This window comes from Pseudomonas sp. IzPS59 (assembly GCF_014863505.1).
GTDB lineage: Bacteria > Pseudomonadota > Gammaproteobacteria > Pseudomonadales > Pseudomonadaceae > Aquipseudomonas > Aquipseudomonas kribbensis.
On the sequence record NZ_CP062251.1, the window covers coordinates 1,820,927 to 1,834,609 of the forward strand.

Below are 13,683 nucleotides of genomic sequence, written 5' to 3' on the forward strand. Positions count from 1 at the left end.
GAGGCGTAGCCCATGAACGTCTCGCGCCCCTTCATCGAACGCCCGGTGGCCACCACGCTGTTAATGGTCGCCGTACTGTTGCTGGGCCTGCTGGGTTATCACTTGTTGTCGGTGTCGGCGTTGCCGGAGGTGGATTACCCGACCATTCAGGTGTTCACCCAATACCCCGGCGCCAGTCCCGAGGTCATCAGTTCGTCGATCACCGCGCCGCTGGAACGCCAGCTCGGCGAGATGCCGGGGCTCAAGTCGATGAACTCCACCAGCTCCGACGGCGCCTCGGTGGTGACCCTGCAATTCGATCTGTCGTTGTCTTTGGATGTCGCCGAGCAGGAAGTGCAGGCCGCGATCAACGCCGCCGGCACCTTCCTGCCGGCGAACCTGCCGTACCCGCCGGTCTACAGTAAGGTCAATCCGGCCGATGCGCCGGTGCTGACGTTGTCGCTGACCTCCGACGTATTGCCGCTGACCAAGGTTGAAGACCTCGCCGACACGCGGCTGGCGCAAAAGATTTCGCAGATCACCGGCGTCGGCCTGGTCACCCTCAGTGGCGGTCAGCGCCCGGCGGTGCGGGTCGAGGCCAACACCTCGGCGCTGAACAGTCTGGGGCTGTCCCTCGATGACCTGCGCACCTCGCTGGGCACGGCCAACGTCAATCAGGCCAAGGGCAATATCGACGGCAAATATCAGGCGTATTCGATCGGCACCAACGACCAGTTGCAGTCCGCCGAGGAGTACCGCGATCTGGTGATCGCCTACAAGAACGGCGCGCCGATTCGCCTGTCGCAGATCGCTTCATCAACCCAGGGCCCGGAGAACCCACGGCAAGCGGCATGGACCGACAGCACCCCGTCGATTGTCCTGAACATCCAGCGTCAGCCCGGGGCCAACGTGATTGATGTGGTCGACCGCGTACAACAACTGCTGCCCAAGCTGCGTGCCAGTTTGCCGGCGACGCTGAAGGTCAACGTGCTCACCGACCGCACGCAAACCATCCGCGCCTCGGTCACCGACGTGCAGTACGAACTGGCGGTGGCGGTGTTGCTGGTGGTGATCGTGATCTTCCTGTTCCTGCGCAACGTGGCGGCGACGATCATCCCGGCGGTGACCGTGCCGTTGACCTTGGTCGGCACTCTGGCGGTGGCCTACGCGGTGGGGTTTTCGCTGAACAACCTGACGCTGATGGCGCTGACCATCGCCATCGGTTTCGTGGTCGATGACGCCATCGTCATGATCGAAAACATCACCCGCTACATCGAGGCCGGCGACTCGCCGATGCAGGCCGCGCTCAAGGGCGCGGAGCAGATCGGCTTCACCATCATTTCGCTGTCGGTGGCGCTGATCGCAGTGATGATTCCGCTGCTGTTCATGGGCGATGTGGTGGGCCGCCTGTTTCGCGAATTCGCCATGACGGTGGCGGTGACCATCGTCATCTCGGCGCTGATCACCCTGACCCTGACGCCGATGATGTGTTCGCGGATGCTCAAGCACAAACACGAGGAACGCCGGGTCGATTTCTTCGACCGGGTCAACGGCTATTACGTCAAAGGCCTGGACTGGGTGCTGCTGCATCGCGGGCTGACGCTGATCTCGGTGGTGCTCACCGGGCTGCTGACGCTGTTGATCATCGTGATCATGCCCAAGGGCTTTTTTCCCGAGCAGGACACCGGGCTGATCCAGGGCATCTCCCAGGCCTCGCCAGGCATTTCCTTCCAGCAGATGCAGAGCGAACAGCAGCGGCTGGCGGCGCGGATTCTCAAGGACCCGGCAGTGGCGAGCCTGTCTTCGTTCGTCGGCATCGACCAGACCAACCCGACGATCAATCAGGGCAATCTGCTGATCAACCTCAAACCCCACGGCGACCGTGACAGCAGCGCAGCGGTGATTCGTCGGCTCTCCGACGCCAATGCCGACGACGCCGGGATTCGCCTGTACCTGCACAGCGTGCAGGACCTGACGCTGGACGCCACCGTCTCGACCACCAGTTACCGTCTCGGCCTGCAAGCCACTGACCCGGGCGAACTGGAAATCTGGACCAACAAGCTGCTCACGGCGATCAAGCAGGACCCGATGTTCACCGACGTGCAAAGCCAAGCGATGCAGTTCGGCAATCAGATCCAGCTCAACTTCGACCGCGCCACGGCGTCGCGTCTGGGCATCACGCCGCAAGCCATCGACGACGTGCTGTACGACGCTTTCGGCCAGCGTCAGGTGTCGACCATCTATACCCAGCTCAACCAGTATCACGTGGTGATCGCCACCGACCATCCGCCACACAATCTGGCGGATCTGTTGACCGGGCTCTACGTCGACATTCCCGGCGGCGGGGTGGCGCCGCTGTCGAGCATGGCGACGATGCAGGTGATTCGCGCGCCGGTAACCATCAATCGTCTGGGACAGTTTCCCTACGCCGATGTCTCGTTCAACCTCGCCCCCGGCCAGACCCTCGGCGCGGCGGTGACGCGGCTCAAGGACATCGAAACCCGGGCCGGCCTGCCGCTGTCGGTGCAGGCCAATCTGGAAGGGGCGGCGGCGACGTTCGAGGCGTCGTTGTCCAATCAGGTGTTTCTGGTGCTGGCGGCGATCATCGTGGTGTACCTGATGCTGGGGATTCTCTACGAGAGCTTCGTGCATCCGGTGACGATTCTCTCGACCCTGTTGTCCGCCGCGCTCGGCGCCTTGCTGGCGTTGCTGATCACCGGCACGCAGTTCGACATCATCGGTTTGATCGGCATCGTGCTGTTGATCGGCATCGTGATGAAGAACGGCATCATGATGGTCGACTTTGCCCTGGAGCTGGAACGCAAGGGCGGGCTCGATCCGGTGGCTGCGATCCGTCAGGCTGCCGAGCTGCGATTCCGGCCGATTTTGATGACCAGCATGGCCTCGCTGTTCGGCGCGGTGCCGCTGGCATTGGGCACCGGGATCGGCTCGGAGCTGCGCCATCCGCTGGGGATCGCGATCATCGGCGGCTTGTTGCTCAGCCAGTTGCTGACGCTGTTTTCGACCCCGGTGATTTTCCTCGCCATGCATGGCCTGGAGCAGCGCTTCACCCGGCGCCGGCCAGTGGCGGCCGAGGCCTTGCGCGATGAACCTTAGCGCGCCGTTTATCCAGCGCCCCATCGCCACCACGCTGCTGGCGGTCGGGCTGGCGCTGTTTGGTGTGCTGGCGTTCAACCTGCTGCCGGTGGCGCCGCTGCCGGAGGTGGATTTCCCGACCATCAGCGTGCGTGCGTCGTTGCCCGGTGCCGACCCGAGTACGGTGGCGTCGTCGGTGGCGACGCCGCTGGAACGTCAGTTCGGGCAGATCGCCGGGGTCACCGAAATGACCTCGTCCAGTTCGCTGGGGGCAACCCGCATCACCTTGCAATTCGACCTCAATCGCGACATCGATGGCGCGGCGCGGGACGTGCAAGCGGCGATCAACGCGGCGCGCAGCAGCCTGCCGAGCGATCTGTCCGGCAACCCGACCTACCGCAAGGTCAACCCGGCCGATTCGCCGATCCTGATTCTCAGCCTGACTTCCGATTCGGCGACCCGTGGCCAGATGTACGACGTGGCCTCGACCCTGCTCGAACAGCGGCTGTTGCAGACCACGGGTGTCGGCGATGTCACGGTGGGCGGCGCGGCACTGCCAGCGGTGCGCATCGAGCTCAATCCGGACCGGCTCAATCGCTACGGCGTCAGCCTGGAGCAAGTGCGGCAGGTGATTCAGGCGTCCAACGTCAATTTGCCCAAAGGCACGGTGTCGGTCGGCGATCAGTCCTATGGCCTGAAGGCCAACGACATGCTCTATCAGGGCAGCGATTACGGGCCGTTGGTGGTCAAGCAGCGCAACGGCGATCTGGTGCGCATTTCCGATCTCGGTGACGTCAGCGAAGACGTCGAAGACCTGCGCAACTTCGGCCTGTCCAACGGCAAACCGGCGGTGTTGCTGGTGGTGTTCAAGCAGCCCGGGGCCAACGTCATCGACACGGTGGATGCGGTGAAGGCCGACCTGCCGTTCCTGCAGAGTTCGATCCCCTCGGCGATCAAGATCAACATCCTGATGGACCGCACCACCACCATTCGCGCCTCGCTGCACGACGTGGAAGTGACCCTGCTGATTTCGATCGCGCTGGTGACGCTGGTGACCTTCGGCTTCTTCCGCGATTGGCGCAGCACGCTGATCCCGGCCATCGTCGTGCCGCTGTCGCTGCTGGGCACTTTCGGGGCGATGTATTTTCTCGGCTACAGCCTCAACAACCTGTCGCTGATGGCGCTGACCATTTCCACCGGGTTTGTGGTGGACGATGCGATCGTGGTGGTCGAGAACATCATGCGACATCTGGAGAAAGGTGAAAGCCGTGTGCAAGCCGCACTGGCCGGAGCGCGGGAGGTGGGTTTCACGGTTATGACCATCAGCGTGTCGCTGGTGGCGGTGTTCATTCCGTTGCTGCTGATGGGCGGGGTGGTCGGGCGGCTGTTTCGCGAGTTTTCGATTTCGCTGTCGGTGGCCATCGTGATTTCGATGCTGGTGTCGCTGACGGTGACGCCGATGCTGGCCAGCGTGCTGCTGCGCACTCAACAGCAGAGCGGCAAGGGTGATGATCATCCGGATTCGTACTTTCACCGGTACTACGACCGCACGCTGGGTTGGGTGGTCGAGCATTCGTTCCTGATGGGCCTGCTGACGCTGCTGGTGATCGTGCTGGCGTGCGTGCTCTATGTGCTGGTGCCCAAGGGTTTTTTCCCGCAGGAAGACACCGGGCGCATGTCCGGCAGCATCATTGCGGCGCAGAGCATTTCCTTCGGCGCGATCCAGTCGAACTTCAGCGAGATTAATAAAAAGGTCTTGAGCAATCCGAACGTGGCGACCGTCGGCGGGTTTGTCGGCGGCGGTGGCGGGATCGGCGGGGCGGTCAACAGTGCGCAGCTGTTCATCACCCTCAAGCCGCTGGCGGATCGCAAGGACGGCGCCGATCAGGTCATCGGCCAGATTCGCCGCACCCTTGGCGACATGCCCGGCACGCGCCTGTATCTGCAATCGGCGCAGGACATCACGGTCGGCGGCCGGCAGAGCGGGGCGCAGTATCAGTACACGATGACCGCCGACGACCAGAGCACCCTCGACGAATGGGTGCCGAAAGTCGTCGCGGTGCTGCACGGCTTGCCGCAACTGACCGATGTGAACACCGATCAGCAGGACAACAGCCTGATGTCCAGCGTGACGGTCAATCGCGACGCTGCCGCCCGGCTCGGGGTCAGCATGTCGGCCATCGACCAGACGTTTTACGACGCCTTCGGTCAGCGGCAGGTTTCGACCATTTACCGTTCCGCCAACCAGTATCACGTGGTGATGGAAGTGGCGCCGGCGTACTGGGCATCCCCGGCGACCCTGAAGAACGTTTACGTGCCGGTGGGCACCGCTGCTGTCACGACCAAGGGCGCTGCGGCAGCGCCGAACCTGAATGCCAAGGTCTCGCAGACGCTGGTGCCGCTGTCGGCGCTGGCGGATTACTCCGTGGGGCGCACGGCGATTTCGATCAGTCATCAAGGGACTTTTCCGGCAGTGACCGCGTCGTTCAACCTCGCGCCGGGCGTCTCCATCGGCCAGGCAACGGCGCTGGTGGACAATGCCGTCAAACAATTGCGCATGCCGGCCAGTGTGGTCGGGCAGTTCGCCGGGACGGCGCAGGTTTTCCAGTCTTCGGTGGCCAGCGAGCCGTTGCTGATCGTCGCGGCGCTGCTGTCGGTGTACGTGGTGCTGGGCATGCTCTACGAGAGCCTGGTGCACCCGCTGACGATTCTTTCGACCTTGCCGTCGGCCGGTGTCGGCGCGCTGATCGCTTTGCTGCTGACCGGCACTGAACTATCGATCATCGCGCTGGTGGGGGTGATTCTGTTGATCGGGATCGTCAAGAAGAACGCGATCATGATGATCGACTTCGCCATCACCGAGCGCCGCGAATTTGGCCTGAGCGCCAAGGACGCGATCCGTCGCGCCTGCCTGATTCGTTTCCGGCCGATCATGATGACCACGCTGGCGGCGATCCTCGGCGCACTGCCGCTGGTGCTGGGCAGCGGTTATGGCTCGGAGCTGCGCCGGCCGTTGGGGATTTCGATCATTGGCGGCTTGCTGTTCAGCCAGTTGCTGACGCTGTACACCACGCCGGTGATCTACCTTTGGCTGGACCGGGCGTCGCAGCGCCTGAAGCGTAAGGAGCGATAAATGAAACGTCGCCTGTTCCCCGTGGGTGCCTGCCTTGTGCTGAGCCTGCTCTTGAGCGGTTGCATGGTCGGCCCGGACTACCACAAGCCTGCGATTGAACTGCCGACTTCGTTCAAGGAAGGCACGCAATGGCAGCGCGCACAGGCCAATCCGCGGGGCGCGTTGAACAGTCAATGGTGGCGGGTCTATCAGGACCCGATACTCAACGATCTGATCGAGCGTTCGGCCAAGGCCAACCAGTCGATCATCGGCGCCGAAGCGGCGTATCGGCTGGCGCAGGCGCAAGTGGCGTCGAGCCGCGCCGGGTTGTGGCCGACCGTGGGCGTGGGATTGTCCGGCGCTCGCGGTGTCGGCGGCGGGGCCAGCGGCAGCACCACCAGCGGTTTGACCGGCAGCAGCGGCAGTACCGTCGAACAAACGGTCAGCGCCACCCTGACGGCCAGTTGGGAGCCGGACCTGTGGGGGCAGGTGCGGCGCGGTATCGAGTCGAGCCAGGCTTCGCTGCAATCCTCTGACGCATTGCTGGCCGGCGTGCGGCTGTCCATCGGCGCCAGCGTGGCGACCAATTATCTGGGGCTGCGGCAACTGGATATCGACATCGACCTGTTGCAGCAACAACAGGCCATCAATCAGCAACTGCTGACGATGATTCAGGCGCAAACCGTTCAGGGCACGGCGACCAACGATCAATTGCTGGTGGCGCAGGATCAGCTCAGTACGGTAATCACGGCGCTGCAAACGGCGCAGCGTTCGCGGGAGCAGGCCGAGCATGCGCTGGCGGTGTTGGTGGGCATGGCGCCGGCGCAGTTCGATTTGCCCAAGGTCTCCGACTATCGCTTCACGACGCCCATGCCGCCGCCGGTGTTGCCGTCGAATCTGTTGCTGCGTCGACCTGATGTGGTGTCCGCCGAACGTCTGGCAGCAGCGGCCAACGCGCGGATCGGCGTGGCCGAAGCGGCATTCTTTCCGACTCTGAGCCTGACCGCCGAAGGTGGCTTCCGGGGTTCGGCGCTGGGCGGCCTGTTCTCTGTGCCCAACCGCATCTGGACTCTAGGGCCGGCGCTGGCGGAAACCATTTTCGACGGCGGTGCCCGGCAAGCGGCCAAACAGGAAGCTGAAGCCACTTACGATCAGGACGTGGCCACGTATCGCGGCACGGTGCTCGGGGCGTTGCAGAACGTCGAGGACAATCTGTCGGCGATCAATCATCTGCATATTCAGGCGCAAGCCTTTGATCAGATGTTCCAGCGCAATCAGCAGTTGTTCGGCAGTCAGCAGGCGCAGCAGCGGGCGGGGACGGTCAGCCAGCAAGCGGTGCTGACCCAGCAATTGGTGCTGTTGCAGGCCGAGCAGAATCTGTGCGATACCCAGGGCTTGCTCAGTCAGGGCAGTGTCGCGCTGTTCCAGAGCCTGGGCGGTGGCTGGCAGGTGCCGTAGCCTCTCGCTCCCTTGAGTGGCGCACGGTATGCTGCGCGCACTTTTTTTTTCGTAGGGAAGCCTGACCCATGGCAGGAAGCAGTTTGCTGGTGCTGATCGACGACATCGCCACCGTTCTGGATGACGTTGCGTTGATGAGCAAAATGGCCGCCAAGAAGACCGCCGGGGTACTCGGCGATGACCTGGCGCTCAATGCCCAGCAAGTCTCCGGCGTACGCGCCGAACGGGAAATTCCCGTGGTGTGGGCGGTGGCCAAGGGCTCGTTCGTCAACAAACTGATTCTGGTGCCGTCGGCGCTGGCGATCAGTGCGTTCGTGCCGTGGCTGGTGACGCCGCTGCTGATGGTCGGCGGCGCCTATCTGTGCTTCGAGGGTTTCGAGAAACTCGCGCACCCGCTGCTGCACGGCAAGGATGAAGATCAGACCGAACATGCGCAGCTGACCGAGGCCGTGGCCGATCCTGCGACCGATCTGGTGGCCTACGAGAAGGACAAGATCAAAGGCGCGATCCGCACCGACTTCATCCTCTCGGCGGAAATCATCGCCATCACCCTCGGCACCGTGGCCGAGGCTTCACTGACCCAGCAAGTGATCGTGATGTCGGGCATCGCGGTCGTCATGACCGTGGGCGTCTATGGTCTGGTGGCCGGCATCGTCAAACTCGATGACCTCGGCCTGTGGCTGACCCAGAAGCCCGGCGCTGCGGCGAAACGCATCGGCAACGCGATCCTGCGCGCCGCGCCATACATGATGAAAGGCCTGTCGGTGATCGGCACGGCGGCGATGTTCCTGGTCGGCGGCGGCATCCTGACTCACGGCGTACCGGTGGTGCATCACTGGATCGAGAGCGTTGCCGCAGCGGCGGGCAGTGCAGGGTTTGCAGTGCCGGTGTTGCTCAATGGCGTGGCGGGGGTTGTGGCGGGGGCGGTGGTGCTGGCTGTTGTGTCGGTCGTCGGCAAAATCTGGAAAGCGCTGAAGGGCTAAAAACTCGCGCTTCCCACATTTCTTTCAGATTGTTCCTACATTGTTGTTTTGAGGACATTCGTAGACTCCGCACCGCTGTTTCTCCAGTAACGGTTGGAACAGATTTTTCGGTAGCGAAGGGATTCTGGAATGAAATGGTATTTGCAGGTATTGAGAAAGTACGCAACGTTCAAGGGGAGAGCCAGCAGAAAAGAGTTTTGGATGTTTTTTCTGATAGAAACCTGTTTGCAGGCGGTATTTCTTGCGATTGGATACGCTACGGAACTGAATAGAGAACCTTATTATTTGCTGGCACTGCCAATTTATGGCGTGTTGACCTTGAGCCCTCGTCTGGCAGTGATTTGGCGCAGGTATCACGACATGAATAAGAGCGGACTCAATATATTCTGGGCGGCTGTTCCTTTGGTCGGGCCGTTCATTCTTCTGATCACGTTGGCGGCAAGCGGGACTAAAGGGGAGAACAGTCACGGCCCGGACCCAAGGGAGCCAAAGGTTGTTCATGCTTGAAAGTTCAATCTGTAAGGATTGATCACCGTGAAATAAAAAAGGCCATTCGATTTGCATCGAATGGCCTTTTTTTGTGGCTGCCGGTTTTATTCGGCGATCTGCAGCTTGCGCGATTCGGTGTACACGTAGCGCACCTTCTCGTACTCGAACGGCGAGTTCATCTGGCCGTAGCGGAAGCGGGTCTGATAACGCTTGTCGACTGCCCGCAGCGCCCAGATTTCCGGGTGGTTTTCGCTGACTTTCGACACGTTCAGGTAGTTGATCGCCGATTCGGCGGTGTAGTCCACGGCGAGGCCGGCGGTATCGCGGATGTTCGACGGGCCGAGGATCGGCAGTACGAAGTAGGCGCCGCCCGGTACGCCGTAGAAGCCCAGGGTCTGGCCGAAGTCTTCGTTCTGGCGCGGCAGTCCCATGGCGGTGGCCGGGTCCCACAGGCCGGCGATGCCGATGGTGGTGTTGAGCAGCAGGCGCGCGGTGGTTTCCATCGAGCGCTTGCCCTTGAACTGCAACAGGCTGTTGACCAGGTTCGGCACGTCGCCGAGGTTGTTGAAGAAGTTGCTCACACCGGAGCGCACGAAACCGGGCGTGACGTAGCGATAGCCATCGACCACCGGCAGGAACACCCATTGGTCGAAGCGGTAGTTGAAGTGGTAGACCCGGCGGTTCCACGACTCCAGCGGGTCATACACGTTCAGTGCGTTGAGCGTCGAGCGTTCGAATTCGCGCTGGTCCAGGCCCGGGTTGAACTTGAGTTTGGACAGTGGCTCCTTGAAGCCGTCACTGTCGACCACCACCGGTGCGTTGGCTTTGCTGTTGTCGGCCTGGGCCACGCCTGCACAGAGTAACGCTGCAAACAGCAGGAGATATTTAGCCACGGAAGAACTCCAGCATGGCGTCGCTGTTGACGCGGTAGTTAAGGTTGCCGCAATGGCCGCCCAGTGGATAAACCGTCAGGCGATCGCCGAAGGTCTTGCGCAGGAAACCGAGGTCGCCGGGGCCGAGGATCACGTCGTCGGCGTTGTGCATCACGGCGATTTTCGGGCTGTCGTGCAGGTAATCCTTGAGGGCGTACAGGCTGACCTGATCGATCAGTTGCAGCAGGCTGCCGCCGTCGGTGCGGGCGCGCCACATCGGGATCACCTGCTCGGTCAGGTAGCAGTCGAAGTCGCATTGCAGCGCACGCTTGAGGAACGGCGTGAGGCTGGTGCCTTCGGTGATCGGGAATTTCGGCGGGGTGATCAGGCCGCGACGGTTGATCAGGTCCGAAGTAAAGGCGATGTCCGCCGCCGAGAAGCGGAACGAGGTGCCGATCAGCATCGCCATCTGCTCGTTGCTCAAGTGCTGCTTGGACTGCTGGAAGTCATAGAGCAGTGCATCGTTAAGGTCGATGTAGCCTTTCTGCTGGAAGTAGCGGGTCAGCTTGGCCAGCACCAGTTCATAGAACGTGGTGCTGTTGTTGATGCCCTTGACCTCGGTCTGCACCAGCTTGTCGAGGTTGGTGATCGAGGTGTACAGGTTGACCGGCGGATTCAGCAGCAGGACTTTCTTGAAGTTGAAACTGCGGCGGGTTTCGTCCAGGTGAGCGACGAACGCTGCGTCCAGCGCACCGAGGCTGTAGCCGCTGAGGTAATAGTCGGTGACCGGCACTTTCGGGTTTTGCGCCCGCACGGCCTGCATCACCCGGTACATGTCTTCGGCGTCTTCCTTGGTCACGCCGGGGGTGGCGAAGCGCGAGGCGGCGCTCATGAAGTCGAAACTGGTCGGGGAGGACAGCTGTACCACGTGGTAGCCGGCCTTGTAGTAGAGCTTTTTCAGGTACTCGTTGAGGCTGCTGTCATAACGTGCGCCGGTGCCGGCAATCAGGAAGATCAGCGGGGCTGCCTTGTCCTGGGTGGCGATGCGATAGGTGAGTTTTTTCACTGCCCAGAAATTGTCCGGCAGGATGAACTCGCGTTCCGGGCGCAGGGTGACGCTGCGGTCGGTCTGATTGATGTCGTCGTCCGACGGCAACTCCGGACGCAGGTCCGGCGGCGTGGTGGCGATGGTTGCTTCAAACGGGTTGGTCAGTGGATAGCCGTAACTGGCGGCGTCGATATCCACCGCCAGCGCGGACGCACTCAGGATAAGGCCGCCAAACAGGGCGGCGAAGCGCAAGGATCGGAGCATGAGTGAATCCCTTAAAGGAAGGTGCCGAATGAGGTTCGCAGGCTATGACCACTGGGTTAGCGCCAAAGTGCCATGCATCGGCACCAATCAGACGGAATTCGGGGTAATAGTAGCCGGACGATACACTTTGCACGGATCGAATGACCAGTTAAGAGTTGTTAGTTCTTGCACACGGCTGGCAGGCGATTAAGCTGGCCGCCGATTTCCTCGTTTGGAGTGTTCCATGTCCCGCCGCTTGCCCGTGATTCTGCTGCTCGTTCTGTTGCCGTTATGGCTGGCCGCCAGTTATGGCGCGCGTTATGGCTTCATGGAGGACGCGCAATGGGTGGGCATCTGCGTTGACGAGGCGAGCCGCTGGGAATGCTCGGTGCGCTCGAACCTGGGCCTGATGATTCATTTCCAGATGCTCGGCTGGGCGGCGGTCGCGGCTGCCGTGATCGGTTTTGTCGTGCCGGGACGGGCAGGGTGGTGGCTGGCGGTGCTGGCGCTGGTGTTCGGGTTTCCGGCGCTGGCGTTGTACAACACCACGCTGGCGGTGTTTGCGGTGGTGATTGCGGGGTTGCGGTTGGTGCGGGAATCGCGCAGCGTCTGACAGTCAGTCATCGCGGGCAAGCCCGCTCCCACAGGGGTGCGTGGCGCACACAAAACCCGAGCTTGACTCGGTCACTGTGGGAGCTGGCTTGCCAGCGAAGAGGCCGGTTCAGCCTCTGAAGATCAGCGGTTGCGAACTCGCAGGCAGCGCCACAACGCGGCCACCATCAACCCGCTGACCAGCGCCCAGCCCCAGGCCTGCTGATTCTGCAGGCCTTCACGGAACAACTGCGGCGCAATGCACGCGCCGATGCTGAAGGTCAGCAGGGCAATCTCCCGGCGGGCCACCGGCACCGGGCGGCACAGATAAACCAGCGCCGGCAGAATGAACGCCGCACTCGCAAAGCTGCGATAGCGTGGATCGAACACCATCTCCAGCGCCATCACCGCTGCCGCAAAACCGGCCGCTGCAACCAGCCAGCCGGCTTGTCGTTCGAACGCATTGAAGGCGCGGTCACGCCAGCCGCTGCGGGCGCTCAAGGTCAGCGCGGCGTGCGCCAGCACCAGCAGATTCAACGCGGTCAGCAAGCCGACCCACACCCATTCGCTGGCGAAGCGCGTGGTCAGCCATGCCAGATTGCCCCAGGCGCCGATTGAGCAAGCGGCGAGGGCGCCGAGCAATGGCAGCACCAGCGCTGAGCCCGTGGTGCGAACCCGACCGCCAAGAACCAGCGTGCCGAGGAAGATCAAACTGCCGAGCGCCAGCCAGCGCGACCAGTCAGGTACGTTGGATACTGGCCCGGCCAGCACGCCTTTGTCCTGGCGATCCGCATCGAACAGCCCCCAGTAGCCACCGACCGCGCCTTCACTGCCGCGTTTCCACGGCTGGTCGAAGGCTTCGATCAGGTTGTAATGCCAGCCTTGCTGTTCGGCCAGGGTGACAAAACCACGAATGAACCTGGCTTCGTTGACCCGGCTCGGCAGCGCAGTCTCACGCTGGCGACCTTCGCTCGGCCAACCGGTTTCGCCGATCATCACGTCCTTGGGCGCGAACTTGTTGCCGAACACCTGGCGCACATCGGCCACGTGTTGCAGGGCAGCGTCGATGTTCGAAGGATCATCTTCCCAGTACGGCAGCAAATGAATGGTCAGGAAGTCCACCGCCGGCGCGACTTCCGGGTGCTTGAGCCAGAACTCCCAGACATCGGCGTACGTCACCGGTTGCTTGATATGGCTTTTGACCTTGTTGATCAGCTTCGCCAGTTGCGCCCCGGTGACTTCCTTGCGCAGCAAGGCTTCGTTGCCGACGATCACCGCGCTGACCACGTCCGGGTTGGCGTTGGCCGAGGCGATCAGCAGATCGACTTCTTTCTCGGTGTCCACCGGGTTGCTGTTGACCCAGGCGCCGATCATCAGCTTCAAACCATGCTTGCGCGCCAGTTCCGGCAGGGCTTCGAGGCCGGTCATGGAATAGGTGCGGATGCATTCGAAGCGGGTGGCGAGCAGGGCGAGGTCGGCGTCCATGCGCTCCGGGCGCAGTTTGAACGGCACGTCGAACGGCGACTGATCCTTGTCGAACGGCGTGTAGGAGGCGCATTGCAACTTGTGGGTCGGGGTGGCGACGTCCGGCAGAATCACCGGTTTGCCGAGGCCGTACCAGAAGCCGCAAAGCGCAAACAGGCCGAGCAGGCAGGCGAACAGATAAGGAAGAAAAGGGAAGCGGGAGGATGCGGACATGGTCAGGCCGAGTGGCTGCAAAGCGACGCATGTTACCTGCATTTATAGAGGGGTTGGTGGCCTGCATGTTTTTGACATGCAAAGTTCGGGCGGATTGTCTGGCGTCAAATATTC

9 protein-coding genes are annotated in these 13,683 nt (G+C 62.2%); 6 read left to right on the plus strand and 3 right to left on the minus strand.

Annotated elements, in window-relative coordinates; all coding sequences use genetic code 11:
• Positions 1 to 12 precede the first annotated feature (12 nt).
• From IF189_RS08280 to IF189_RS08300, 5 genes are all read left to right on the plus strand, one after another.
• Complete coding sequence (locus IF189_RS08280; RefSeq protein WP_192553109.1) at positions 13 to 3,096, plus strand: efflux RND transporter permease subunit; 3,084 nt, start codon at positions 13 to 15, stop codon at positions 3,094 to 3,096.
• Positions 3,086 to 6,208 carry an efflux RND transporter permease subunit gene (locus tag IF189_RS08285; protein ID WP_192553110.1) on the plus strand — a complete coding sequence of 1,041 codons (3,123 nt, stop codon included), beginning with the start codon at positions 3,086 to 3,088 and terminating at the stop codon, positions 6,206 to 6,208. The genes IF189_RS08280 and IF189_RS08285 overlap by 11 nt, the downstream gene beginning before the upstream one ends.
• The gene (locus IF189_RS08290) at positions 6,209 to 7,645 is read left to right on the plus strand and encodes an efflux transporter outer membrane subunit (RefSeq protein WP_192553111.1); all 1,437 of its coding nucleotides are present in this window, start codon (positions 6,209 to 6,211) and stop codon (positions 7,643 to 7,645) included. It abuts the gene before it with no gap.
• Between the two features lie 68 nt (positions 7,646 to 7,713).
• A complete protein-coding gene (locus tag IF189_RS08295) occupies positions 7,714 to 8,628 on the plus strand; it encodes a DUF808 domain-containing protein (RefSeq protein WP_192553112.1) in 915 nt (304 codons plus the stop codon).
• Between the two features lie 129 nt (positions 8,629 to 8,757).
• Positions 8,758 to 9,135 (plus strand): DUF805 domain-containing protein, encoded by a 378-nt coding sequence (locus tag IF189_RS08300; protein ID WP_192553113.1) that lies wholly within the window; start codon positions 8,758 to 8,760, stop codon positions 9,133 to 9,135.
• Between the two features lie 86 nt (positions 9,136 to 9,221).
• On the opposite strand, the gene IF189_RS08305 is transcribed toward IF189_RS08300, so the two are convergent.
• Positions 9,222 to 10,010, minus strand: a complete 789-nt coding sequence (locus IF189_RS08305) for a VacJ family lipoprotein (protein WP_085710534.1) — start codon at positions 10,008 to 10,010, stop codon at positions 9,222 to 9,224.
• Positions 10,003 to 11,301: a serine/threonine protein kinase gene (locus IF189_RS08310; RefSeq protein WP_085710535.1), complete on the minus strand. Its 1,299-nt coding sequence runs from the start codon at positions 11,299 to 11,301 to the stop codon at positions 10,003 to 10,005. The genes IF189_RS08305 and IF189_RS08310 overlap by 8 nt, the downstream gene beginning before the upstream one ends.
• A 223-nt stretch (positions 11,302 to 11,524) precedes the next feature.
• Here IF189_RS08310 and IF189_RS08315 point away from each other — a divergent pair, with 223 nt between their 5' ends.
• A complete protein-coding gene (locus IF189_RS08315; RefSeq protein WP_134825917.1) occupies positions 11,525 to 11,893 on the plus strand; it encodes a hypothetical protein in 369 nt (122 codons plus the stop codon).
• 122 nt (positions 11,894 to 12,015) lie between these two features.
• Here the strand turns inward: IF189_RS08315 and IF189_RS08320 are convergent, their stop codons facing one another.
• Positions 12,016 to 13,611, minus strand: a complete 1,596-nt coding sequence (locus IF189_RS08320) for a beta (1-6) glucans synthase (protein ID WP_192553114.1) — start codon at positions 13,609 to 13,611, stop codon at positions 12,016 to 12,018.
• Between the last annotated feature and the right edge of the window lie 72 nt (positions 13,612 to 13,683).

Coding starts and splice junctions, on each gene's coding strand:
- IF189_RS08280 (WP_192553109.1), top strand. CDS start 13: ATGAACGTCTCGCGCCCCTTCATCGAACGCCCGGTGGCCACCACGCTG.
- IF189_RS08285 (WP_192553110.1), top strand. CDS start 3,086: ATGAACCTTAGCGCGCCGTTTATCCAGCGCCCCATCGCCACCACGCTG.
- IF189_RS08290 (WP_192553111.1), top strand. CDS start 6,209: ATGAAACGTCGCCTGTTCCCCGTGGGTGCCTGCCTTGTGCTGAGCCTG.
- IF189_RS08295 (WP_192553112.1), top strand. CDS start 7,714: ATGGCAGGAAGCAGTTTGCTGGTGCTGATCGACGACATCGCCACCGTT.
- IF189_RS08300 (WP_192553113.1), top strand. CDS start 8,758: ATGAAATGGTATTTGCAGGTATTGAGAAAGTACGCAACGTTCAAGGGG.
- IF189_RS08310 (WP_085710535.1), bottom strand. CDS start 11,301: ATGCTCCGATCCTTGCGCTTCGCCGCCCTGTTTGGCGGCCTTATCCTG.
- IF189_RS08315 (WP_134825917.1), top strand. CDS start 11,525: ATGTCCCGCCGCTTGCCCGTGATTCTGCTGCTCGTTCTGTTGCCGTTA.
- IF189_RS08320 (WP_192553114.1), bottom strand. CDS start 13,611: ATGCAGGTAACATGCGTCGCTTTGCAGCCACTCGGCCTGACCATGTCC.